Source organism: Sphingobium sp. SCG-1, from assembly GCF_002953135.1.
GTDB lineage: Bacteria > Pseudomonadota > Alphaproteobacteria > Sphingomonadales > Sphingomonadaceae > Sphingobium.
This window is the reverse complement of record NZ_CP026372.1, coordinates 1,603,695-1,628,822: the sequence shown is the minus strand read 5'-3', so window position 1 is coordinate 1,628,822 and position 25,128 is coordinate 1,603,695. Positions and strand designations below refer to the sequence as shown.

The following is a 25,128-nucleotide window of genomic DNA, read 5'->3' as shown; positions in this document are numbered from 1 at the left end:
ATCCTGCTACCTGAAATGGACCATTGTTGTACCAGGAGTGTGTCAGCGCCAGCGGGCAATTGTCGCAAATTGTCGTAACACCGCGTGAGATCAAATCCCTTTTCGAGAAGGCAAGTCTGCATTTGATGCATGGCGAGGCAAAGCGATTTCCACACACAACCCGCCAGCCTCGCGGTTTGACAGCGTGATCGTACCGCCCTCGATCTCAACCGCGCGTGCCGCAATGGCGAGACCAAGGCCCAAACCTTGCGTGTCGCGTCCGCGCGCATCATCCAGCCTCACGAAAGGGCGGATCGCATCCTGAAGCCGGTCGGCGGCGATGCCCGGACCGTCATCTTCGACACACAGCTTGAGCCGATCGCCGCTCTCCAGTACCGTCACACGGAGGGACTCTCCATATTTGGCTGCGTTTTCGATGATGTTCCGCAATGCGCGCTTGAAGCCGATCGGGCGCAAATTATGCGTCAGATGATCTGGTCCCACGTATTCGGCGTTTCGCCCCTGATCTGTAATGTCATCCACCAAGGTCGCCGCCATCACGGCAATATCGACGGACTGCGGATCTTCGGGATCTTCATCGCCGCCGAGATAGGCAAGCAACGATGTCACCATCGCCGCCATCTCGCGTACGTCGGCGCCAATGGCCTGCCGCAACTGCGGATCGCCTATCCCCTCTGCACGTAGTTGAAGGCGAGCAAGCGGCGTACGCAAGTCATGACCGACCGCCGCCAGAGCCTCCACCCGATCCGCGATCAGGGAATGAATGCGCGCCTGCATCTCGTTGAATGCACCGATAAGATCGCGTACTTCACGGACGCCGACTTCCCTGATCGGCTCCTGCTCGCCATGACCGATCCGCGCCGCTGCGATAGCCAATTGACGGACGGGATGCAGGGTCGAGCGGATCATGACGGCCGCGATCAGGCTGAGGCCCACGGCGACGACGATCATCATTGCGACCCATGCGAGGCGGAACTTGCCCTCCTGGACAAGTTGGGGCGCCGTGAAGATGAGCCAGCTTCCATCGTCCAGACGCAGACTTCCTGTTACCAGCGTGCGCCGACCGGGTTCGCGAAGATACAGGTGCAGATCATGGTTGTTCAGCACGGGTTCCCGAACGACGATTTGCTCTCGCATCTCCAGCAGGTCGGCTGACATCGGCGGAGGAGACGGAAGGCTGCGCTGCCACGAGACGGTGAAGTTGAGGCTTGAAAGGCGATTGGCGAGCGCCGGTCGTTCCAGCGGATCGCGCTGGGTCATCACGCGGGTAGCGGTTGCGAGATGCTCGGCCACACGATTGGCTTCATCTTCGCGCACGCGCAAATTGCTCGCGCGGTCGTAAAGGACTGTTCCGGCGAAAAACTCCACCAAGATGGTGAGCAGGACGATCGCGAGGATGCGACCGACCAGCCCCAGCGATGGATGCAACAGCAGTTTCAAAGGCGCTCGATCTCGGCCGTAAACATGTATCCGACGCCACGCACGGTCACGATATGCGACTTGCCTTCCTCAGTCGAAAGTTTGCGGCGCAGGCGACTGATGAGCACGTCCACGCTACGGTCCGAGGAGTCGCCCAGTCTTGCGCGTGAAAGCTCGATCAGGCGTTCCCGCGCTATCACCCGCTGCGGATTGTCGATCAGAGCAACCAGCAGGTCGAATTCCGCTCCGGTAAGATCGACCACTGCGCCTGCGGGAGAGATCACTTCGCGTCGCGGGAATATGACTCTCCAGCCGTCGAACCGGGCTTCCCGCCGCCCTGCCCCCTCATGCTGCCGTTCCATACGGCCGCGACGCAACACCGCTCTGATGCGTGCAATAAGTTCGCGCGTATCAAAAGGCTTCGCCAAATAGTCGTCCGCGCCCAATTCCAACCCGATGACGCGATCGAGTTCCGTGCCCTTCGCGCTGACGAAGATGATCGGGACTTCGCTCTTCTGGCGGAGTTGGCGGCATAGTTCGAGACCCTGTGTTCCGGGCAGCATGATATCCATAATAACTACATCGACCGGCGTATCCGCCAATGCATTCCACATCTCGGGTGCTGCCGCAGCGGTGCGGACATTAAACCCGTTCTGCTGCAGCGAACGCATCATCAAGGTGCGTAGCGCCGGGTCATCTTCGACGATCAGAATTTCTGGAGCCGTCACTGCCTATCTTGTCCTTCGAAACTAATCTGTGTCACGTTCGGATCGAACAGGCGGCTGGTCAACATAGTTCTGATCTTAGTTTCAACCGACCGTCGCGATCGCTACCGGAATACCACCGTCCGTATACCGTTACGCAAGACCCGGCGTTCCGCTGTCCAACCTACGGCGTGCGCCAGGACGCGGGCTTCGATATCGCGGCCAATGCGGATCAGGTCTTCGACTGACGCGCGATGATCCACTCGCTCCACCATCTGCTCGATGATTGGTCCTTCATCGAGATCCGCCGTTACGTAATGCGCCGTCGCTCCGATCAGCTTGACGCCCCGCGCATGTGCCCTGGCGTAGGGATTTGCTCCCTTGAAGCCGGGCAGGAAGCTGTGGTGGATATTGATGCAGCGTCCTTCGACCTGTTCGGCCATGCTGGTCGATAGCACCTGCATATACCGTGCGAGGACCAGCAATTCGGCACGGGTTTCCGCGATGATCGACAATATCGCCGCTTCCTGTTCAGCACGATTGTCGTTGCTCACCGGGACATAGTGGAATGGCAGGCCGTGCCATTCGGCAAGGGCGCGGCAATTTTCATGGTTGGAGACAACGGCGGTTATGTCGACAGGCAAGCTTCCTGTGGACCAGCGATGAAGGAGGTCATTGAGGCAGTGGCTTCCCTTCGAGACTGCAATGACGATCTTGAGCCGCTCGTTGGCCGGAACGAGAGACCATTCCATTGCGAACCGCTCGCCCACCGTCGCAAAGGCCGCACGAATGTCCTCCACAGTTTGTGGAAACGATGGCCCCGCCGCCTGAAAGGCGACCCGCATGAAGAAACGTCCGCTCTCCAGATCGGCATATTGCTGGCTGTCCAGAATGAAGCCGTCCATTCCGGCCAGCAAGCCACTGACAGCCGCGACAATGCCCGTCCGATCCTCGGCCGTGAAGGTGAGTATATAGCTGGGTGCGGCATCCATGTGCGTAAGTTTCCCGAATAATATCGGGAGGCTTTAGAGGCGGAAGTCTGAGCGCGTCAAATGGAGTGCTCCCGCCTCAAACCATCACATCTTCATGGCATTGCGGAACATCACTATTGCTATGACGATCAGGTAGATGCCAAACACCTTCTTCAGCGGCGCAGCGGGCAAGCTATGCGCTGCTGCGACACCCAGCGGCGCCGTCAAAACCGACATACAGGCAACGGTGAGGGTAGCCGGCACATTGACATAGCCCAATGAACCCCAGGGAAGATCCTTTGCGCCAAGCCCGATGATGGCAAATCCGATCGCGCTGGGGATGGCAATTAAAGTGCCGATGCCGGACGCAGTCGCGATCGCCTTGTGAATTGATCGGCCGCAGAGGGTCATGACCATGATCGCGATTGTTCCACCGCCGATCCCCAACAAAGCCGAAAAAGTGCCTAAGCCGCCTGCGATCCCGACGCGCATGATACCGGACGGCATGTTCTGGCTCACGACCTTATTGCCCACCTTGGGCAGCAGGAAATTGAGCGACATGAGGAACACGCCTACCGCGAAAATCATCGTCAACACGTGGCCATTTACTCGCCCGGCCAGCAGCACACCAACGCCATCGCCCAGGATGATCCATGGTGCCCAGGTTCGAAGGATTTCAAACTCCACCGCCCCTCGTTTCGCATGCGCCAAGAGCGAGCGGATGGACGTTACGATGATCGTCGCGGCTGATGTGCCGATAGCGACATGCGCAATCGCTTCCTTAGACCCGCCCAAGAGCGGCAACACGATGAACAGCGCGGGCACCACTACAAAGCCGCCGCCGATCCCGAAAATGCCCGCAGCAAAACCTGCGAACAGGCCAGCCGCCAACAGTGAAGCGAGCGGCACGCCGATGCTGGATAAGGTCGCCATGTCCATTAGCGTGCTCCCAGCCTGCTATAGTCGGTCACGGCAGGCCAATTGGCGATCGCCTGAGGTATCGAAAGAGACCGGCACGTAATGGCACGGTTGAAGTACAGCATGAGATGAACCTTGCTATTGTAGATTTTTCCGCATGGTGATGAGCGGCACGCCACTATCGGAGAAACGAGCGACTTCCTGAAACCCGCAGGCCCGGTACAAAGGTGCGCCCGCTAAGGTCGACGAAAGCTCCAGCGCGAGGAAGCCCTCCGCGTGAGCCGCCTCCGCGCACAAGTTCAGTATATGGCGACCGACGCCGCGGCGGGCATGATCGGGGTGCGTATACATCGCGCGGATGCGTGCTGCTTCAGACGCAGGATCAAGCATACGGTCGCTTCGCCCAGGCGTCGCATTATGACCGTAAGGCGTCTCCCTGCGGCTCCAGCCGCCACATCCGGCCATCGCGCCTTCCCGCTCTATTATGAAATAGGTTCGATCCTCAATGAGGCGCTGGTCCAACCCCATGAACCTTCGGCTGGCTACGATCTGATCCGACGTCAGAAACGATGTCTGGAGCTTGTCGATCGCAAGCATGATCAGATTGCGAAGCGCAGTTTCATCGGCAGCAGTCGCCAAGCGGTGTGAGAGAGACATTTTTGCTGCATTGTGGAATGGGCAGGTAGTCCAAGTGGCGTCTGTTATCGGAGGCAGAAGGAGTGTGGACACAGCACATCTCTGCTTCTTGTTGCCTCAGAGAGCCGGTGCAAAAGATATGCACCGGCCCCGCAAGATAACTTTAGAACGTGACGTTTATACGGGCGTAATAATATCCGCCGTTGATGCCGAAGGGCGAAATGGTCGGATATTTGCTGGTCGAGTAGCCGCGTTCACGGTTTTGCAACTCTATATTGCGGATATATTCCCTGGATCGCTCTGTCGGATATTTGTTGAAGAGATTGTTTGCGCCGATGGATATCTTAATCGGTTCAGCAATCTGGTAACCGACTTCCAAGTCCGTGATAAAAGACGACTTCACTGGCACTTTGATAAGATCGCCGGCATCGAAGCCGGGGCCAGCGGCGCGTGCTGTTTCAAATGTGTAAACTTGGGAATAATAGCTCTCTCGCAAGTTCGCGCTGAACTTTCCCCACGACCAGAAGGCATTCAACGTTCCGCGGAACTTGGGTGTGGTATGCTCCAGCTCAACTTCGCTGGAAGCGTCGATCAGACGAGTCAACTCGGGATTGGCCGTGCTGGAGTAGAGCGCCGAAGGCAACGCGTTGATGCTCAGCACCTTATTGGCATTGTAGTTGCCCGTAAACGTCAGATCGAGATTGCCCATATTGCCAAGATCGGCTTTGTAGTTCGCCATCAGGTCAAGGCCACGGGTCCGCATTTTGACGCCGTTAACGAAGCTCTGAACCGATATGCCGCCTTCGGTGTTTCGATCCACGCCGTTTTCCGCGAGTATAACATATCCAGGAACTGCAGTGGCATCTCCAAGACCCGTAACGGTGGAGCTTCCGCCCAACGCCCCGTTAACTGCGCCCAACACTGCCAACTGATTATATATGGCGTAGAGGTCCGCATTGTAAGGAAGACATGCGGCCGCGTTAGAACCGTTATACCCTTCAGGACAACGATTGCCCTGGAAACCTGAAAAGCCCGTGGAGATCATGATACGATTGCGGATCGTGATCTGGTAAGCGTCGAGCGTTATAGTAAAATTGGGCGCGGGGTTAAGCACGACGCCTAAACTGTAGTTGGTTGATTTCTCCGGTCTCAGGCCGCCAAAGCCCAGCGCCGCAGCGGCGGATGAGGCAGGTGGAAGGACGCCACCAATGAAGCCTGGCCCAACGTTCAGACCCGAATAGCCGCCTTCTGCCAGTGTCGGCGCGCGGAATCCGGTGCTGGCCGTACCGCGCAAGGCAAATGCATCGCTGAAGTCATATCGGCTGGTGAGCTTGAAAACGGTGGTGTCACCGAAGTCACTGTAATGTTCGTGACGTACCGCACCGTCGACAAGCCAGTTTTCCACGGGGTTGAAACTGATGTCCAGATATTGCGAAAAGTTGTCGCGTTTGTACTTGCCGGCGTCGTTCGGGCTGTAGCCGAAGAACGACTGAGCACCGCCGCCATAATAGGATGCGGGATCGCCCGCCTTGATCCCGTAGGTTTCATGACGGAATTCAAGGCCCGCGGCGACGTTCACGGGAGCAGAGAGTCCGACGTCGAAGGCATGCGTCAGGTCGAGCGTATTGCTCCACTGCGTCGCGAAGAAATCACCGTTATGGAACGTAGTCGGGGTGAAGCCGGTGTCGGCATAAAGCTGAGCGTTACCCGATTGCCAAACGTAGACTTTTACCAAGTCCTTGCCGTAAGTCGATGCCAAGTCGAAAGACGTCTCGCCAATCGACCCTTTGAAACCGCCGGTGACGGAATAATCGGTTTCGTCGATACGCTCTTGCGGTTGAAACCCCGCCGGATAAAGTCCGGGGATGATTGCGGGCGAGCGAGTATTCTCATATGCGGCCGCCTTCTTGTGGCCATAACTGCCGAAGCTATACACCTCGTAATCGCCGAATTCATAACCGGCATTATACATGACGACGGTCTGATTGATCCTGGGATCGCCGATGATGCGGTTGGTATAGGGATATCCCGGAAGATCGGCGACGGCCTCGTTGCCTCCGGCGACCGCATCGACTGACTGCGGATTGATGTCGCCGCGGAAGCTAAAACCTTTCTTTTTCTTCTGCGCAGATATGTTCAGATAAGCGCCTTCGAACGGCGCGATGCCGATGTTGCCACCTATGGAATAGGTCTTTCCGCCCTGGTCGTAATATTCGCCCGCCGTGGCGTTGATCGATCCGCCGTGATCCGCCTTTTTCTGGATGAAGTTGATGACGCCCGCAATCGCATCGGTGCCGTACTGTGCGGCCGCGCCGTCCTGTAGCACTTCGACATGCTCGATGGATTCCGGGATGATGAAGCTGATATCCGGCGCGGCGCTGCCGCCATAGGGGCCGCCTGCGACCGACACGTTTGCGGTGCCATGGCGGCGCTTGCCGTTAACCAGGATCAGCGTGTGATTGGGACTGAGGCCACGCAGTTTCATTTGCAGTGTATGCGCCTGAAGATCGCTGCCAAAGGCCTGCGCTTGAATCGATGGCAACTGCTGCGCCAAGCTCTGAAGCAGGTCCGGTGAACCCGTACGTTGCAAGGCATCGGACCCTATCAATTGGATCGGCGCGGGACTGTCAGCCGCTTTCATGCCGGTTGTGCGGGTGCCGGTGACGATGATGACGCCCCCGTCCGATTGCTCATCCGACGCTTGTGGTGCTGCGGTTTCCTGCGCCATGGCGGGCGTGATGGTCAACGTCAGCGCTGTAATCAGCGCCCCTCGCGAAACTAACCCCATTTTTTTCATCGTATCGGCCCCCTTGTCTTCAGATTTTCTCGGAGCCTCTCCCTTTTAGCGCCTTATGACTTGTTTTATGCCAGCCATCCTCTTGAGGCCCTCTCTTCGGGTTATGCCTAACATCCCTCAACGAAGGACCGAACGCGATCCGCCATCGGCCTTCTGGAATTATCAATTTTTGCGGGATCGCTGCTCTTGGCAGAAATAGTTCTCAAAAAGCTGCGGTAGAACTTGCAAAATGGGCGCGGAAGGGACACCTGTGATCGTGCTTCATCTTCGAAGCGACCAAGAGGATTGGCCAAAGGCCGACCTCGTCAGGAGGATGCCATGTTAACGTTACGCACGTTGCGGCGGGCCGCTTTAGCGCTCGCCCTTCCCGCCACCGCCCTGCTTGCTGCACCGGCGCTGGCTCAATCCGACCTCGTAGTGACTTACGGCGCAGATAACGCCGTCACCAAGTCGTTGCCCGTCGACATCTCCGACCTGCGGCTTTCCAGTCCCAAGGGGCGGGCTGTTGCCGAAGGCCGCATCGCCGCGGCGGTGAAATCGGTATGCAGCGAAAAACAGATCTACAGCAATGAAGGAAAGCGAGACTATCGTCGTTGCTATGCTGACGCAAAGGCTCAAGCATTCACGCAGGCAGGGCTGACGCAAACCGCTTCGCGTTAGGAGCCTAGGACAACTTAAAATCCCGGTCGCTTCAATCGACCGGGATTTTCAGCGTTCAGATACCGCCGTCCACCACTTCACGTCCAATCTCTCCCAGTCCAGCTTTTAGCGCATCAATGCACACATCCAGTGTCGCCTGGTTCGTTGATCGGACTACAAAATTCGCTCCCACACGCCCTTCGCGAAAGAAGGGATAGCTACCAATCTGACAACCTTCGTGCGTTTTCTCCGTGACACGCAGCAGATCAGCGACTTCGCTTTCCGCTACCCAGCACCCGATTTGCTTCGACAAAAGCGGCAGGCCGCCTTCCAAAGTGCCGGTCAGGCTTTCGAGCATTCCTGCCGTGATATGCGGTACGCCCGCCATGATGAAGATATTGCCGTGCTTGATCCCCGGCGCACCGGACATGCGGTTTTCGATCAGGTCGGCACCGTCCGGCACACGCGCCATGCGTAGCCGCGCATCGGTAAGGCCGCCGCGGCTTTCATAGTACTTCTCCAGAACGGCACGGGCGCGTGGATGGATGATGACCTCCACACCCAGAGCCGCGGCAATGGCATCCACAGTTATGTCGTCATGCGTCGGGCCGATGCCGCCGGTCGTGAACAGATAGTCATTGCGAGTTCGAAGGATGTTGACGGATTCCACGATGGCACCCTGATCGTCCGCTACGACGCGCACTTCCTTCAGCCGGATGCCTTGCACGTTCAACCAACTGGCGATCTGTGCGATGTTCTTGTCCTGCGTCCGGCCCGACAGGATTTCATCGCCGATGACGACGAGAGCGGCAGTCCAGATACGTTCGGGCATGGTCATGGCACCGCCATAGCGTGCGGTTACCAATCGGCAAAGCGCCCTCTCGCAAAAGCGCCGCGCCAATACTATAAGCATGGGATGACCGAATATATGACCATCACTGCCGACATGCCGGTGTCGCGCTCTCCTGTAATCAAGCTGTATGACGAGGCAGGCTTTGCGGGGATGCGCAAAGCCGGGCGTCTCGCCGCAGAGATCCTCGACGCACTGGTGCCCTATGTGGTGCCAGGGGTGACGACGGGCGAACTGGATGACATCGTGCGCCGCATGTCGATCGAGGGGGGCGGCGTGCCCGCGACGCTCGGCTATCGCGGCTATACGCATAGCTGCTGTACATCGATCAACAATGTAATCTGCCACGGCATTCCTGGCGATCGGGAACTGAAGGAAGGCGACATCGTCAACATCGATGTCACGCCCGTTATCGACGGCTGGCATGGCGACAGCAGCCGGATGTACATTGCCGGTGAAGCGCCCATCAAGGCAAAGCGGCTCGTTGAAGTCACCTATGAGTGCCTGATGCTGGGCATCGAGCAAGCCAAGCCGGGCAATACGCTGGGCGACATTGGATATGCCATTCAGCGTCACGCCGAGCGGCATCGCTACGGCGTCGTCCGCGACTTCTGTGGGCATGGTGTTGGACGGGTGTTTCACGACAGTCCCGAAGTTGTGCATCTGGGCCGCCCCGGTACGGGGCCGGAACTGCGGCCGGGCATGTTCTTCACGATCGAGCCGATGATTAACATCGGTAAGCCCGGCGTGAAGATGATGGAGGACGGGTGGACGGCGGTGACTCGTGACCGGACGTTATCGGCGCAATTCGAGCATTCAATCGGTATCACCGAGGATGGCTGTGAAATCTTCACCAAGAGCCCTGCGGGATTGGAAGCGCCCCCTTACGGACGATAATCCGCCGCGCAATCCTCCTGCCTGATTTTTAGGCAGACGCCGCCAGCGTTGCTCTAAAACCGGGCGCGATGGACAAATAATGCTGCATCGCCGAAGCTGTTCCCGCGATTCGGCAATTGGCACGGTAATTGTTTGTTTACGGATGCGACATGCGTGGGCGGGGCACGCAGGATCATGTCCGAAATCGACTGCAGTGCGGTTTCGCATGGGTTTGAAGCGCCTGTCGCAAAGAGGGGTTGTAAGAAGTCTGATGAAGAAGATCGAAGCCATCATCAAACCGTTCAAGCTGGACGAAGTGAAAGAGGCGCTGCACGAAGTGGGGGTATCCGGCATCACCGTCACGGAAGCCAAGGGGTTCGGGCGGCAGAAGGGCCATACCGAACTGTATCGCGGCGCCGAATATGTGGTCGACTTCCTGCCCAAGGTAAAACTGGAAGTCGTTGTCGAGGACAGTATGGCACAGCGAGTGGTCGAAGCAATCGCCGCAGCGGCGCAGACCGGGCGCATCGGTGACGGCAAGATATTCGTCTATGCCGTCGAGTCCGCTTTGCGCATCCGTACCGGGGAGCGCGACGACGACGCCATCTGACATCATACCATTTTCAGTCGGACCAGCCGGTCCGGCGCAAGATGGATAATTTTCCACTACAAACGACCACTGCCCGCGGGGGCACATACGGAAGGGTAAGCTACCATGGCGAATACGCCGAAAGACATTCTGAAGATGATCGAAGAGAAGGAGATCGAGTGGGTCGATGTCCGTTTCACCGATCCCAAGGGCACCTGGCACCACCTGACCATGGTTGCGGGCGTCATCGGCGAGGATGAATTGACCGACGGCCTGATGTTCGACGGTTCCTCCATCGACGGCTGGAAGGCGATCAACGAATCCGACATGATCCTGAAGCCCGATCTGGACGCGGTGTATTTCGATCCGTTCAGCGCGACGCCGATGATGATCCTGTTTTGCAACATCGTCGAACCGAACAATGGCGAGTTGTACGCACGCGATCCGCGCTCGACCGCCGTGCGCGCCGAAGCCTATGTGAAGGCCGCCGGTTTCGGCGACACCGTCTACATCGGCCCGGAAGCCGAATTCTTCATGTTCGACGACGTGAAGTTCGACACCAACTATGCTGGCAGCTTCTTCAAGATCGACGACACCGAACTGCCCACCAACACCAGCCGCGACTATGACGGCGGGAACCTCGGCCACCGTCCCCGTGCCAAGGGCGGCTACTTCCCCGTCGCGCCGGTCGATCCGTGCGTCGATATTCGCGCCGAGATGGTGTCGACCATGCTCGAAATGGGCCTGCCCTGCGACAAGCATCACCATGAAGTCGCCGCGGCACAGCATGAGCTCGGCCTCACCTTCGGCACGCTCGTCACGACCGCCGATCGCATGCAGATCTACAAATATGTCGTGAAGATGGTCGCGCAGGCTTATGGCAAGTCGGCGACGTTCATGCCCAAGCCGATCAAGGAAGATAATGGTTCGGGGATGCACACGCACATCTCCATTTGGGACAAGAGCAAGCCGCTGTTCGCGGGCGACGGCTATGCCGGACTCTCCGACATGTGCCTGTATTTCATCGGTGGCGTCATCAAACACGCCAAGGCCCTGAACGCCTTCACCAACCCGTCGACCAACAGCTACAAGCGGCTGGTTCCGGGCTATGAAGCGCCTGTGCTGCTCGCCTATTCGGCGCGTAACCGTTCGGCGGCATGCCGTATTCCTTACGGTGCCGGCACCAAGGCGAAGCGCGTAGAGTTCCGCTTCCCCGACGCTCTTGCTAACCCGTACCTCTGCTATTCGGCGCTGCTGATGGCGGGCCTCGACGGGATCGAGAACAAGATCCATCCTGGCGAAGCCATGGACAAGAACCTCTACGACCTGCCGCCAGAGGAACTGTCCGAAGTGCCCACGGTCTGCGCATCGCTGCGTGAAGCGCTGGACAGCCTGACCGCGGATCACGCCTTCCTGCTGAAGGGCGACGTGTTCACCAAGGACCAGATCGACGCCTATATCGAGCTGAAGTGGCCCGAAGTGGCGCGTTGGGAAATGACTCCCTCGCCGGTCGAATATGACATGTACTACAGCGGCTAAGACCGTCTGACTCTAGGGCGGGCCGTTCCTTTCCGGCCCGTTAATCGAGACCCGGTCGTGCGAGGCGGCCGGGTCTTTTTTTATATGCACGGGAGGCCGGTAGAGCGGGCGTGTAGGGCCGGAAGGTCACGAAAGTCACGCTACGTCACCCCCCGAGAGGGTCCATATCGGTTGTTGGAAAGCGCCTTCCGGTGGCGAGACGTCGGGAGCGATCGAGCAGGACTGAGGCACTTGGGCCAGTGTTGAAAGAAGGGCAGCCGATACGTATTCGAAGGTATCAGCCGCGCTCAGGCGGCAATGTTGCCATGCCATTATCCCGCCCCCCCCCTTCGCATCGAACCGCATGATCCGGGCCAGCCGAAAACTCCCGCCCGGAATAGTCACAGCTTAAGGCCGCTGCGGGCCGTCACGCTACTCCGCTGTCGCTATGCCTGAATGCGGTCCGTGGGCGTTCGGCTGTCCACGCATCCGAAAAGCGGAGGGGCGGAGGGAGTATCCGGCCGGGACTGCCTGGCGAGGCGTCTGGTTGAGCGTAGTCGGCTGTGTAGCCTATCCGACAAGGTGTAGGACAGGATGAATGTGGCTCCTGCTCGCCTGCCGCTCGGTTCAGGCCATATGCGCGCTTTCGCGGTGCCTCGAAATTCTGTCTTCCTGTGGGCGGCCAAGCTCCCTATCGGAGCCTTCCCGCTAATGCCGGAGTGCCATCGTGCGATGAAGAACCTGCATATCCGCCTATTCAAACCCCTGCTGGCGGGCGGAAATCTGCGCGACCGGCTGGTGGCATGTGTCGGTGCGTTTCTCGGGATTGGGCTGGCGGGGCTTACATACGCCGAGATTTCGCCCTTTCCGCATCCCGCACTGGTGGCACCGATGGGGGCTTCGGCGGTGTTGCTGTTCGCGGTGCCGTCCAGTCCGCTTGCGCAGCCCTGGTCCATCATCGGCGGAAATTGCGTGTCGGTGCTGATGGGGCTGGCTATCGCGCAGTTGCCCCTTGCCCCGCTGGCTGAGGCTGGACTGGCGGTGGCGTCGGCCATCGCGATCATGTCCATCCTGCGATGCCTGCACCCTCCGGGAGGAGCGGTTGCGTTGAGTGCCGTGCTTGCCGGTCCGGCCGTTGCAGCGGGACATTATGAACTGCTGGCGGTCCCGGTCGTGCTGAACTCCGTGCTGCTGGTGGCGATCGGATGGTTCTTCCATCGCTATTCAGGCCATTCTTATCCGCATCGCGCGGTACCGGTGATGTGGCGGGACGTGCCCGCGGAGCCGAAGCCGTCGGTGTCGCTGGAAGATGTGGACAAGGCGCTGGCCGACCTTGGCGAGACGTTCGACGTGAGCCGCGAGGATCTGGCGCTGTTATTCGGTCTCGCGGAGACGCACGCACTGGAGCGGCAGAAGGCGCGTTAGGCCCCTACTGCCTCCAGCGCTTCGCTTGCCGCGAGCCATTCGGCCTCGGCGACTTCCATCTGCTTTTCGATGTCGCCACGTTTGCGCATCAATTCGCCCATGGTGAGCTTGGCTTCCTCCGGCCCGGCGGTCGAGGGATCGAACATGGCGCGTTCGATGCGGGCGCGGTGGGCAGTCAATGCGGCAAGCGCCTTTTCTGCCTTGGTCACGGCTTCGCGGAGGGATTTGCCTTGCTCGCGTGCCTGCGCCTGTGCCTGTTTCTGGGCCTTGCGGTCGCCCTTCGACATCTTCTCGCCGGTGTCGGACACCCCGCCGCTCTTGCCGAGAATGAAGTCGGTATAGTCCTCCAGCGTGCCACCATATTCCTTGGCGGTGCCGCTATCGACCAGCACGAGGCGGTCGGCGACCAGCTCGATCATGTGTCGGTCATGGCTGACCACGACGACCGCACCCTGATATTCGTTCAGCGCTTGCACCAGCGCCTCGCGACTATCGACGTCCAAGTGGTTCGTCGGTTCGTCGAGGATCAGCATGTTCGGGGCTTCGCGGGTGATGAGCGCGAGGGCAAGGCGGGCGCGTTCGCCGCCCGAGAGGCTGCCGACTTTCTGGATCGCGCGGTCGCCCGAGAAGCCGAAGCGACCGAGTTGTGCGCGTACCGCACCGGGCGTCGCACCCTTCATCTGACGGGCCATATGCTCCAGCGGCGTGTCGGTCGTGTCGAGTTCTTCCACCTGATACTGAGTGAAATAGCCGACCTTCATTTTGTTGCTGCTGGTCATTTCGCCTTCCATCGCGGGAAGTTGCGCGGCGATCAGGCGGGCGAGCGTGGTCTTGCCGTTGCCGTTGCGGCCGAGCAGCGCGATGCGGTCATCGGGATCGATGCGCAGGTTGACGCGGCGCAGGATCGGCGTGTCGTCATAGCCGACCGACGCCATGTCGAGCGTGACCAGCGGCGGGCGTAGTTCGGGCGGGCTGGGGAAAGCAAAGGAGAGGCTCGGGTCTTCGAGGGCGGCCGCGATGGGCTGCATCTTCGCGAGGGCCTTCTGGCGGGATTGCGCCTGTTTGGCGGTGCTGGCGCGGGCGCTGTTGCGGGCGACATAATCCTGAAGCTTGGCGCGTTGCGCGTCCTGCTTTTCCTTCGCGGCCTGTAGTTGCGCGAGGCGTTCGGCGCGCTGCCGCTCGAACGCATCGTATCCGCCGGGATAGAGCGTGATTTTGCCCTGTTCGAGGTGCAGGATGTGGTCGACGACATTGTTCAGCAAGTCGCGCTCATGGCTGATGACGATGATCGTCGCGGCGTAGGTCTTGAGGAAGTTTTCCAGCCAGAGCGTCGCTTCGAGATCGAGATGGTTCGAGGGTTCGTCGAGCAGCAGCAGGTCGGGCTGCGAGAACAGGAGCGCGGCCAGCGCGACGCGCATCTTCCAGCCACCCGAGAAGCTATCGAGCGGGCGGCCCTGCATCTCCTCGTCGAACCCGAGGCCGACGAGGATGCGGGCGGCGCGGGCGGGCGCGGTGTAAGCGTCGATGGCGTTCAGGCGCTCGAAGATGTCGCCCAGGCGGTCGGGATCTTCGCAGGTTTCGCTTTCGATCAGCAGCGCGTCGCGCTCTATGTCGGCGGCGAGGACGGTTTCGAACGGGGTCTGCGTGCCGCTTGGCGCGTCTTGGCGCAGATAGCCGACGCGGGTGCCACGCGGGCTTTCGATTTCGCCTTCGTCGGGATCGATCTGGCCGATCATCGCCTTCATCAGTGTGGACTTGCCCGCCCCGTTGCGGCCGATGAGGCCGACACGGCTGCGCGGCGGCAACATCGCGGTCGCTCGATCAAGGATGACGCGCCCACCCAGGCGCACCGTGACATTGTTCACATTCAGCATGGCCGCCCCCTAGCACATGTTGCGGCGCAGCGTGAGGGGGTGGCGATGAATTCCTTTACGCTTCAATTCCGTTCGCCTTGAGCGAAACCGAAAGGAGCCGCTGAGCGAAGCGAAGCGTGCCTCACCTGCGGCTCGGCTTGCCCCTTCGACTTCGCTCAGGGCGAACGGAAAAGGAGAGCTGTTTACCCTCGCGCGCGGCGCATGCGGATCTGGCGAACCATGTGCCAGCCGCGGAAGAGGCCGCGCTTGCCGCGATTGTCGTTGGCGAAGGATTCGAAAATGGCTTCAGGCCCTTCAGGATCGAGTATCTCGTTGTCGGCCAGCCACTTTTCGACGTCGTTCAGTTCGGGAATTTCATAGGGACCGAGCGTGCGTCCCGGCCCGCGCAATTTCTCTATTGTGGCGATCATCGAACCGGACGCGGCATATTCGTCGGTGACGGTCTGACGATCGACGCCCAAATGTTCGGCGATGAGGTTGTCGCGCAGTCCGGCAACGGTCGCTTTCTGCGCGTCATCGTCCACGCAGAGCGCGACATCGCATTCGGTGTCGAGACGCAGCGAGCGGTTGTTGAAGTTGGAGGAGCCGACGCGCAGCACGCGGTCGTCGACGATCGTCACCTTGGCATGGACGTAGATCGGCGCACCCTTGGCGGTCTGCGGGTGATAGATGCGCAAGCGGCCATGCTTGTCCAGCCGTCGCAGAGCTGCAACGAGGCGGGCGCGGGCGGTGTCCATGGCGACGGGTTCCAGCCATCCGTCGGCGGTCAGCGGATTGACGATGACGACCTCCGGCCCGTCCGGTTCCGCAAGCCGCTTGCCTATGGCGATGGCGATGCGGCGCGAGGCGAAATACTGGCTTTCCGCGTATATCAGCGTCTTCGCGTCGGCGATCAGCGTTTCGTACAGCCGCTCGATCTCTATGATCGCCGGGCGGTTCTTCATATCGGGATAACTGCGCGCAATGGCGAGATCGACATTTTCCAGCATCGGCGAGAAGGAAGGCGGCCATTGCGGGGCGCTCTGATCTAGCGGTTCCAGCTTCTGTCCGCAGGCCGCTTCCCAACGGTCGCGCGCGAGTTCGCCGATAGCGGCGGCGGCCTTGCCATCGAACAGGCTGGTTGCGTCATGCCATGGTTTATATTGCTTGGTGGTGCCGGGGAGGACGCGATCGGGATTGTCGTCGGCATGGTCGCGCGTGTCCCAGCGCTCGCTGGTCATGTCGATGCCGCCGCAGAAGGCGATGCTGTCATCAATCGCGACGATCTTCTGGTGGTGGGAGGCGGCGAAGGGGTGGACGCTGTCTGCCCGCGCGGTGATGCGGGCATGCGCCTTCCAGCGGAGGAGCGTGAGGAGCGTATTGCCGCGGAAAAGCGCCTTCACCATGCCCACGTCCCAGCGCAGGACGTAGATTTCCAGATCGGGATTGCGCTCCACCAGCCAGATCACGAAATCGTCGAGCTTGGCCGGCGCTTCGTCCTTCTCCCCCGGCCGGCACAACGTGATGCGTGCGTCAAAGTCCCAGCCGATAAGCATGATGCGCTTCTTCGCGGCCAGCATGGCTTCGCGGGCGGCGCAGAAATAATCGTCGGCATCGACGATAAGCGAGAAACGGTCGGCATGTTCTATGCGCCAGCAATTGTCCTCCGGGCGCAACAACGCGTCCGTCCTGCCCATTGCCATCCGATAGTCTCCCGCCCGTCCCATAATCTCGCCGCATGCGTAACGATAATAGTCTATGTTCGTTCCGCTTAACGGATGCTGTCAACGGTTCAGCGGATCGGCAGGGCGAAATCCGCATCGGGCACGCGGTTCTTTTACGCGAGCGGCGGCGAAGCAGTGGGCTAAATCATTTGGATGCTGTAGCTTGCGGCGTGATGTTGCGGGTTGTTCTTTACCATGGTTGCCGGATGCGTGGCGCGTGAAGGCGGCGATTGCTCTGCCCTTGTCGCTGGCGGTCGCGGCGCTTTCCTCGCTCGCCATTTCGACGCTGCCAGCGAAGGATAGTGCTGGCCCGGCAGCAAAGCCGGAGGTTCATGCCGATGGGCCGAAGCAAGCTGAGCATTATCGCTGGCGGCCGGTGGCCATAGGCGGCGGCGGGTTCATTACCGGATTGTCGAGCGATGCCAGCGGGCGGACGCGCGTTATCCGCACCGATGTCTATGGCGCCTATCGCTGGGATGCGGCAGCGGATCGGTGGGTGCAGCTTGTGACGGCGCAGGCGATGCCCGCCGCCGCGCGCGTGCAGGACGGGATGGCCGAGGGCGTGTACGAGATCGCGGTGGCGCCGTCCGATCCGCAGCGGCTGTATATGGCGATCAAGGGCGGCGTGTATCATTCGGCGGATGGCGGGCGGAACTGGGAAGGATCGGAAGCGGGGACGCCCGCTTTCCGGTTCGATCCCAATTCGCAATTTCGATTTGCCGGGCCGTTTCTGGCGGCCGATCCTGCCGATCCGGATCATGTGTTGTTCGGCACGCCCGAACAGGGGCTGTGGCAGTCGCACGATGGCGGGCAGCGGTGGGCGGCTGTTGCCTCGGTGCCCACCCCCGGCAAGCAGGCACCGGGCATCATGATCTGGTTCGCAACCAGCGGCGAGATATGGGCGGCATCGGCGGGGCATGGCGTGTTCGTGTCGGGGGACGGCGGCGCGACGTTCCGGCCCCTGCCCAATCGGCAGACGCGCGGGCCGCTCACCCTGACGCAGGGGAGCTTTGCGCGTGACGGCAGCTTTGTCGCGACCGATATGGAGGGACAGACGGTCTGGCGATATGCGAAGGGGGGATGGACGAACCTGAACGTCGCGGGCGCGCTGGGCAAGGCGGCCTATGTCGGGATTGCCACCAGCCCGCAGGATGGGCGCATCGTGGCGATGAGTCAGGCGGGGCAAAGCTGGTGCTCTGTCGATAATGGCCTCCGCTGGCAGGCGATGGGGCGCAGCGTATCGGCGGGCAAAGGCGATGTGCCTTGGCTACGCGTCGCCAATCAGCGATATTTCGCGTCCGGCGCGATCCGCTTTGACGGGGCGAAGGCGGGACGGCTGTGGCTGGCGCAGGGTCAGGGGCCGTTCTTCGCCGACTTGGACAAGGGCTGCAAGCAGGCCGATTGGCAGAGCGCAGCGCGTGGCGTGGAGGAGATCGTCACGACCGACATCGTCCATGTCGGCGGACAGGTGCCACTGTTCGCGGGGTTCGACTTCGGCATCCATGTGAAGCCTGACCTGAATGCCTTCTCTACCACTTATGGCCCCAAGGAGCGCGTCATCATCGCTGCGCCGCAAGTGGCGTGGACCCCGACCCGCCCCGGCTTTTATGTGACCAACGCGTCGGACACGCGCGATTGCTGTGCGGAGGATGGCGACGCCGTGCTGGCGGGATACAGCATGGACGGCGGCAGGAACTGGGCGAAGTTGGCGAGCCTGCCGCAGCCGCCGGGCACGCGCGCCGACGATCCGTGGCGCATGTCGTTCGGGACCATCGCCGTGGCCGCCGACAGCATCGACAATATCGTGTGGGAGCCCGCGTTCAATCGCGCGCCTTTCTATACGCTGGACCGGGGCAGGACCTGGCAGCGCGTGGTGCTGCCGGGGGAGACGGGGCCGCTGACGGGATCGTTCGGCAACAAATGGATGCAGCGCAAGACCCTGGCGGCGGACCGGGTGCTGCCGGGCACCTTCTATCTGGTGCATAGCGGTGACGGCAGCAGCCCGCAGTCGGCGGGGCTGTGGGTCACGCGCGACGGCGGACGGCACTGGACGCGGCCGTTCAGGGGCGAGATCGCGCCTGCCAGCCGCTATGCCGCGAAGCTGCGCGTGGTGCCGGGCCATGCGGGGCATCTGTTCTTCACCAGCGGCGTCAATGGAGACGGCGATACGGCGCTGCGCCGGTCGCGGGACGGCGGAAAAAGCTGGACGGTGTTACGCCATATTAACAGGGTCGATGACATAGCATTCGGCAAGCCTGCGCGGGGGCGGCGTTATCCGGCGATCTATGTGTCGGGGCGCATCGGCGGGCGATACGGGATCTGGCGGTCGATCGACGATGCGGGGCACTGGCAGCGGCTGACCGATTTTCCGCTGGGGCGGCTGGACCAGGTGACGGTGATCGAAGCGGACAAGGACGTGTTCGGGCGAGTATATGTCGGGTATAAGGGATCAGGCTGGATCTATGGCGAACCGTCGCCCTGCGCCGTGGGCGCGAAGGCGGCGGGTGACGACGCCTGCAACATGCTCGACTGACGCATGAACGGTGCGGCCGCGCAGGCGGAAAGAACGGTGGTCCTGCCGGGGGGCATTGGTGAGCCGGTCAGGCCTATCCTGTCGCAACCGTTCCTGCAATCGCTGCTGCCTGTCGTGGTGCCGATCGGATTGACGTTCGGCATGTTGTTCCGTGGTTTCGACGGGGCGCAGGGGTCCGCCGCCTGTGCGGTGATCGGCGGGCTCATGCTGATGGCGATCCTCGCCCTGCAACCGCCGCCGCTGTCCTTCTGGCGCAGGCTGATGCCGATAGTGCTGCTCGTCGGCGCGGCGGCGCTTTGGCTGATCGTGGTGCAGGCGGGCATCCCCCTCGTGCCCTTTGCAAGCAGGCCCGTCGCCTTCGCACCCGACCTCTTCGCGCCGGAGTTCCTGGGGTGGCTGAGCGGTTTCGAGGCGTTCCTGATCGGTGCGCTGATGGCGGGGAACCGCGCCGACGCACGGCGGATGATGAACATGCTGCTGTTCGCCAATTGCGCCGTGCTAATGATCGGGCTGATCGTGCGCAGCGTGGGCGGGCAGGAAGCGCTGGATTACTGGTCGCTTTCGCGTCAGGGGCGATTTGCCGGGACGGTGGGAAATGCGAATGTCACTGCGGTCGTCGCGGGCATGATGGCGCTTCTCGCAACCGGGCGTATCCTGCGGTTGGCGCAGGACATTACGCAGCGACAGCGGGGCCAGAGGACGATGGTCAGCCTTGCCGCCTATGCTGTGGGCTGGCTGATCGCAGTCACGGCGCTGATCGCCACCGCCTCGCGCGCGCCGATCATGGCTACAGCGGTGCTGATCGGGGCGCTTACCCTGCGCAGTTTCGGGCTGGGGCGTATGCACTGGCGGCGCTGGGCGCTCTTTGCCGTGCCCGCCGCCGTGATGATCGTGATGATTGGCCATGCGGACCTGTTGCAGCAGCGGCTGGGCAGCACGGCGAGCGAATGGGACGCGCGCGTGGCGCTGTGGTCGCAATATTGGGACGTGTTCCTGATGTCGCCCTTCTATGGCTATGGCCTGGGCGGATTTTCGAGCATCAATGTGTTCACCATGCCGACCGTGCAATTTGCCGAAGGGGCGTGGATCGTCAATTCCCCGCATAGCATCCTGCTGCAACTGCTGCTCGTTGGCGGGGTGCCCTATCTGCTGCTGCTGAGCGTGGCGGGCTGGAGAGTGGTGCGCGATGTGGCGCGGGACTATGCGGCGTCGCCGTGGTCCACGCGGCGGTGGTCGGTCGCGGGGGCAGTGCTGCTGATGCTGGCGTGCGGGATGATCGACATCGTGCTCGACGTGACATCCACCATTGCGCTTGTGCTGTTCTTGACGGGACTGCTGTGGGGCCGTGGCGGGATCGCACCCGACGCGGCAGCAGTCAGTCCGGATCGCGGCGGACGACCGGCGCGGCGAAATAATCGCCATCGCTAAGGCGCATGTCCCGCCACCGCAGGACGAGCGGCTGATAGCCATTGGTGTTGCGCGCCGCCGCGAAGATTGCCCGCCGCGAGCCGCCATCGACGCGCGACAGCCAGACGGCTTCTTCGATTGCCCTTGCCCGAACAAAGGCGTCGAGTTCGTCCCAGTGACCGAGCGCAAACGTCACACGCCATCCCGCCGCGTCGCGCAGGAAGGGTGAATCGGCATAGGACCGCGAAAGCGCGGCAAGCCCCAGTTGGCGATGGTCCGGCCCTTGCTGGAGCGATTCGATATAAGCCTTTACCACCCACGCTTGCCCCCAATGCGGGCGCGCTTCGATGGCGAGATCGGCTTGACGCGATAATGCCGTCAACGCGGCTTCGCGGTCAGTGCCCTTCGCGCGCCGCAGAGCGCGGGCGCGATACAGGGCATCGCTGAGGAGCAGGCGCGGCGGAGAGCTTGCGTCCACCTTGACGAGGGATGTGTCGGACGCGTCATCGTTGCGAAAAAGCGCCAGAGTCTGCGCCTGAAGCTGCGTATCGGACGAAGCGACCGTACGCTCCTGTAGCCACAGGGCGGCCGCTACCACCGTGGTGATGCCAAGCAGGCCGATGGCGATGCAGGCGAACCGCCGCGCACGATCGGAAGGAGCTTCGGGTCGGCGCGGCATATTCGACTTTTAAACGCAGTGGCCGCCCTTGCGAGCGGCCACCGATCAGTTCCCCTGATTGTAGTAGGCGGAATATTTCTTCGAATAATAGAGACCGCCAATGGCCTCCGCCGAAGAATCGACCATCGTGTAGATCGCGCCGACGGGATTCGCACCGTCCGACTTCAGCCAGCCGAGCGCGGACACCGCTGCCGCAGCCGGCGTGCCGTTCCAGCGGACGATCAGCACTGTCGCGTCCGCAAGGACCGACAGGAACCGGCCGTCGGCAAGACCCACCAGCGGCGGCAAGTCGAGCACGATGTGATCGTAGCGCGTGCGCAATTGCGCGAGCAGGTTCTTCATCGCGTCCGCGCCGAACAGATCTTCCGAACTGAAATAGGGCGCGCGCACCAGAAGGTGATCGAGACCCGGCACATCGCCCGGCACGATCGCTTCTTCGGCAGTAGCCTTCCCGTGCAGGATTTCGACGATGCCCGGCCCTACCGGCGGGTTGGAGACGAGCGCGCGCATTGCGGCGCGGCGGACGTCGCATTCGAGCAGCAACGTGCGCGAATTGTTCGACGCCAACGTGCGGGCGAAGGACAGCGATGTCGTGGTCTTACCTTCGCTGGGCAGGGCGGAGGTGAAGGCGATGATCTTGGGCGGCGTGTTCGCACGCACGCCCAATATGCCTGCCCGCGCAATGCGGAGCGATTCGGCGAAGAGCGATGTCGGCTTTTCCAACAACAGGTCCGCCGGGTTGACCGATTTGGGCACCTTCGGGATTGCGGCGAGGACCGGGATACCAAGCTGGTTTTCCAGTTCCTCCACCGTCTGCATACCGGTCACCAGCATTTCCTGCACGGCGATGGTGCCCGATCCCGCAGCAAGCGCGGCGACGATCGCCAGCGCCAGGATCAGCGGTTTGTTGGGCGAGGTCGGCTTCGTCGGCGGCTGGGCGCGATCGACGATCACCGCCTGCGAGATGCGGTTCTGCGCAGCCTGCGTGCTTTCCAGTGCGAGTTGCGAAGCCCTGTCGAAGGCTGCGCGCTTGGCAACGGCATCACGCTCCAGGCTCTGCGCCATGACTGAAGCCTGCGTGTTGACGGCGCGTTCGCTTTCGAGGCGTCCCATGGATGCGCGAAGGCTGGCGGCGCGAGCGTCGGCCGCGGTCGCATTGGCCCGCAGCGATCCGATCACGCGTTGCGCTTCATCCTTGATCTGCGAGTCGATCGACGAAAGCTGATCGCGGACGCGGAGATATTCGGGATGCTTCTCGCCATAGCGGGCCTGCACTTCTCCGACGTTGCGCAGGACTTCGGCGCGCTGACGGCGCAGTTCCGCAACGACGTTGGAGTTGCGGACTTCGGACACGGCGTCCAGCCCGCCACGGGCGATCTGCCCTTCGGCGGCGGAAACGCTGGCGCGAGCGGCGGCGGCTTCTGACTCGGCGGTGGCGAGCTGCGTTGAGAGCGGCGCAACCTGCTGATCGACGATGGTGCCGCCCGATCCCGTGCCGTCGCCGGTCGTGGTAAGGCCAGCCCGTGCGCGATAGGACGCGACGGCGGCATCAGCCGCACGCACTTCTTCGCCGAGTTGCGCGGCCTGACGCTTAAGCTGCTCCGACTGCTTTTCAGCAGCGCCGGCGTTGGTGCCCACGCGCGTATCGAGATAGGCTTCAGCGAAGGTGTTGGCGATACGTGCCGACTTGACCGGATCTTTCGACGTGAAGCTGACGGCGATCAGGTAGGTAAGCTTGTCACGCTCCACGCCAAGATGACCCAGAAGCGACTGCGCGACGAGGGTTTCGCGGTCCCCCTGCCCCAGCGTCGCGGCATCGGGACGGTTGGCCAGCCCTGCGCTGAATTCCGGATCGTTGGTGAGCTTCAGCCGCTTGACGACTTCGCGCGCAAGCTCAAGCGAGTTGAGGACGGCGACTTCGGTCTCGATGGCCTCCGGATTGAGGTTGGTCCCGCCGCCAGTGTTCTGCGCGACGCTCTGCGCCGGATCGACACGGATGCGCGCGGTCGTCTCGTACTTCGGCGTCATCATGAACATGAGGACGATGCCGAGCGCAAGGACCGCCGCCGCGACGAGCGCAAGCGTCAGCCAGCGCCGGCGAACGACATCGCGAACGGTCTGGAGCAAATCCGATAACTGGCCGTCATAGTCAGTCATCTGCTTCGAAATTTCCATGATGTAACCCGCTTTGCTTTGATTATCACCGGACGCTTATGCACCGGCTGGAGAGGCGCGGCTCAGCGCTGGACGACCAGCGTTAGCTGCCCACGAAATTCGTCGAATTGCTGCCCCAGATCCTCGCCCGTCGTATCTCGTTTTATATAGGAAAGCTGTAGTTGCAGGCCCAGGAGCCGGTTTATCAGATACCGTGCCCCGCCCGCGCCGCGATAGAAGGTGGTCTTGCGCGTGCTGCCGATGAAATCCTGCTGCGCATATTCAGCGATCGCATTCAGAATAAGATTACGCAGCAATTCGTGATCGACGCGTAGCGACCCGCGATTGTCGAAATAGGCATTGGTATTGCCGATGTTCGAATCTTCGATCACACGCCGGAGGCCAAGGCCGAAAGTCGTGAGTTCGCTCGGGAAATACTCGACCTTGGCCTCGATCGAGAGGCCATCGACATCCTTGTAGAGCGGGCTTTTGTAATTGCGCTGGGCATAGCCAACGCCGATCGTGCCGCGCACCAGCGCCGACAAATCGAAGTTGGTGCCCGCAATGAAGCGGTAGCTGTCCGAATCGCGGTTGGCGACGTTGGGCAGCAGCAGCGTGTCATAGTCGGTGTCGCCGTAGCTCAACTGACCATAAGCCGATATGCTGGGCGTGAAGGCATATTCCGCCTGCGCCGTTACCCGCGTGAGCGTCCTGTCGCGATTTTCCTGATCGATGGCCGTGCCACTTGGCAGGCGGATAGGATCGAACGCGAAGTGGCTGCGATCGGCCGCCAGCATCAGACGGCCCTGCCCTACGCCATATTGACCGCGCAGCGACAGGAAATCGCGCTTGTATTGCGAGAGCACGGCGAGGCTGGAGGCCACATCGCCGGTAATCGGCGTTTCGAACTGCTGTGCGAATTGCGCTTCGCCCGTGACCGTGAGCGCATCGCCGACATCAAGCCGTCCCAGCGCAGCAAGATTGTAGGAGTCCTCATTGCGCACGGAGTTGTTGAAGAAGCGCCGGAATGCGCCAGCCGCGTTCAACTGGACCTGATGCCGGTTCCATTCCGATCGCAGGCGCGCCGCAGGATTGAAGACGACGAAACCATCGCCCTCCTTATTATTGTCCGTCAGATAAACGTTGCTCGTATATCCGATGCCGGTATCGACCTTGGGAAACAGCGTAAATCCGCCGAGATTGACGCCGAGCGGGTCATAATCCGGACGGGGGCGCTCGGTGACGCTGACATTGCGGCCCTTGTCGAAGCCGTCAGGCAGCGTAGCGGGAATCAGCGGGCTGGCTTCGATCTGCGCATGAGCGATCGTCGGCGCAACCACTTGCAAGGCGCTGGCGGCCACGCAGCCAATCAGAAGCCGCCGAAAAGATGTTTTCATCGTTATGTTTATACCTGAATTAACGGATGTGCTGGAGGG

The 25,128-nt window shown here is 61.3% G+C and carries 19 protein-coding genes; 7 read left to right on the top strand and 12 right to left on the bottom strand.

The features are described 5' to 3' along the window. Positions 1-90: 90 nt before the first annotated feature. The 6 genes from C1T17_RS07315 to C1T17_RS07290 form a co-directional block, all read right to left on the bottom strand. Entirely contained in the window at positions 91-1,440 is a 1,350-nt protein-coding gene (locus tag C1T17_RS07315; RefSeq protein ID WP_104952878.1) for an ATP-binding protein, read from the bottom strand. Continuing rightward, a complete protein-coding gene (locus tag C1T17_RS07310; protein WP_104952877.1) occupies positions 1,437-2,147 on the bottom strand; it encodes a response regulator transcription factor in 711 nt (236 codons plus the stop codon). Before C1T17_RS07310 ends, C1T17_RS07315 begins: the two co-directional genes overlap by 4 nt. 101 nt (positions 2,148-2,248) lie before the next feature. Then, positions 2,249-3,115 (bottom strand): formyltetrahydrofolate deformylase, encoded by an 867-nt coding sequence (purU, locus tag C1T17_RS07305; protein ID WP_104952876.1) that lies wholly within the window; start codon positions 3,113-3,115, stop codon positions 2,249-2,251. Between the two features lie 84 nt (positions 3,116-3,199). Then, positions 3,200-4,027, bottom strand: coding sequence for a sulfite exporter TauE/SafE family protein (locus tag C1T17_RS07300; RefSeq protein ID WP_104955067.1), 828 nt, complete (start codon positions 4,025-4,027; stop codon positions 3,200-3,202). A gap of 123 nt (positions 4,028-4,150) precedes the next feature. Further along, a complete protein-coding gene (locus tag C1T17_RS07295; RefSeq protein WP_104952875.1) occupies positions 4,151-4,669 on the bottom strand; it encodes a GNAT family N-acetyltransferase in 519 nt (172 codons plus the stop codon). Positions 4,670-4,811: 142 nt separating this feature from the next. Continuing rightward, positions 4,812-7,445: a TonB-dependent receptor plug domain-containing protein gene (locus C1T17_RS07290; RefSeq protein ID WP_223262849.1), complete on the bottom strand. Its 2,634-nt coding sequence runs from the start codon at positions 7,443-7,445 to the stop codon at positions 4,812-4,814. Between the two features lie 318 nt (positions 7,446-7,763). Here C1T17_RS07290 and C1T17_RS07285 point away from each other — a divergent pair, with 318 nt between their 5' ends. After that, positions 7,764-8,105 (top strand): UrcA family protein, encoded by a 342-nt coding sequence (locus C1T17_RS07285; RefSeq protein ID WP_104952874.1) that lies wholly within the window; start codon positions 7,764-7,766, stop codon positions 8,103-8,105. Between the two features lie 55 nt (positions 8,106-8,160). Here C1T17_RS07285 and C1T17_RS07280 read toward each other — a convergent pair whose 3' ends face one another. Next, the gene (locus tag C1T17_RS07280; protein ID WP_411269219.1) at positions 8,161-8,922 is read right to left on the bottom strand and encodes a competence/damage-inducible protein A; all 762 of its coding nucleotides are present in this window, start codon (positions 8,920-8,922) and stop codon (positions 8,161-8,163) included. 78 nt (positions 8,923-9,000) lie between these two features. On the opposite strand from C1T17_RS07280, the gene map reads away from it, so the two are divergent. The 4 genes from map to C1T17_RS07260 all read left to right on the top strand — a co-directional run bounded on the left by map (position 9,001) and on the right by C1T17_RS07260 (position 13,342). Next, on the top strand, positions 9,001-9,831 hold the full coding sequence (gene map / locus C1T17_RS07275) for a type I methionyl aminopeptidase (protein WP_104952873.1): 831 nt from the start codon (positions 9,001-9,003) through the stop codon (positions 9,829-9,831). Between the two features lie 250 nt (positions 9,832-10,081). Beyond that, the gene (locus tag C1T17_RS07270; RefSeq protein WP_104952872.1) at positions 10,082-10,420 is read left to right on the top strand and encodes a P-II family nitrogen regulator; all 339 of its coding nucleotides are present in this window, start codon (positions 10,082-10,084) and stop codon (positions 10,418-10,420) included. Between the two features lie 105 nt (positions 10,421-10,525). Then, positions 10,526-11,938 carry a type I glutamate--ammonia ligase gene (gene glnA, locus C1T17_RS07265; protein ID WP_104952871.1) on the top strand — a complete coding sequence of 471 codons (1,413 nt, stop codon included), beginning with the start codon at positions 10,526-10,528 and terminating at the stop codon, positions 11,936-11,938. Positions 11,939-12,649: 711 nt separating this feature from the next. Next, on the top strand, positions 12,650-13,342 hold the full coding sequence (locus C1T17_RS07260) for an HPP family protein (protein WP_223262848.1): 693 nt from the start codon (positions 12,650-12,652) through the stop codon (positions 13,340-13,342). Here the strand turns inward: C1T17_RS07260 and C1T17_RS07255 are convergent. Next, positions 13,339-15,216, bottom strand: a complete 1,878-nt coding sequence (locus C1T17_RS07255; protein WP_104952870.1) for an ABC-F family ATP-binding cassette domain-containing protein — start codon at positions 15,214-15,216, stop codon at positions 13,339-13,341. The genes C1T17_RS07260 and C1T17_RS07255 overlap by 4 nt on opposite strands. 182 nt (positions 15,217-15,398) lie before the next feature. After that, positions 15,399-16,898, bottom strand: a complete 1,500-nt coding sequence (locus C1T17_RS07250) for a phospholipase D-like domain-containing protein (RefSeq protein ID WP_104952869.1) — start codon at positions 16,896-16,898, stop codon at positions 15,399-15,401. A 238-nt stretch (positions 16,899-17,136) separates the two neighbouring features. Between C1T17_RS07250 and C1T17_RS07245 the strand changes: the two genes are divergently transcribed. After that, positions 17,137-19,452, top strand: coding sequence for a WD40/YVTN/BNR-like repeat-containing protein (locus tag C1T17_RS07245; protein WP_223262847.1), 2,316 nt, complete (start codon positions 17,137-17,139; stop codon positions 19,450-19,452). Between the two features lie 3 nt (positions 19,453-19,455). Next, positions 19,456-20,880: an O-antigen ligase family protein gene (locus C1T17_RS07240; protein WP_104952868.1), complete on the top strand. Its 1,425-nt coding sequence runs from the start codon at positions 19,456-19,458 to the stop codon at positions 20,878-20,880. Here C1T17_RS07240 and C1T17_RS07235 read toward each other — a convergent pair. From C1T17_RS07235 to C1T17_RS07225, 3 genes are all read right to left on the bottom strand, one after another. Further along, positions 20,828-21,538, bottom strand: a complete 711-nt coding sequence (locus C1T17_RS07235; protein ID WP_104952867.1) for a hypothetical protein — start codon at positions 21,536-21,538, stop codon at positions 20,828-20,830. The genes C1T17_RS07240 and C1T17_RS07235 overlap by 53 nt on opposite strands. Before the next feature lie 45 nt (positions 21,539-21,583). Continuing rightward, positions 21,584-23,695, bottom strand: coding sequence for a GumC family protein (locus tag C1T17_RS07230; RefSeq protein WP_189338538.1), 2,112 nt, complete (start codon positions 23,693-23,695; stop codon positions 21,584-21,586). 80 nt (positions 23,696-23,775) lie between these two features. Next, positions 23,776-25,089 (bottom strand): outer membrane beta-barrel protein, encoded by a 1,314-nt coding sequence (locus C1T17_RS07225; protein WP_189338537.1) that lies wholly within the window; start codon positions 25,087-25,089, stop codon positions 23,776-23,778. Between the last annotated feature and the right edge of the window lie 39 nt (positions 25,090-25,128).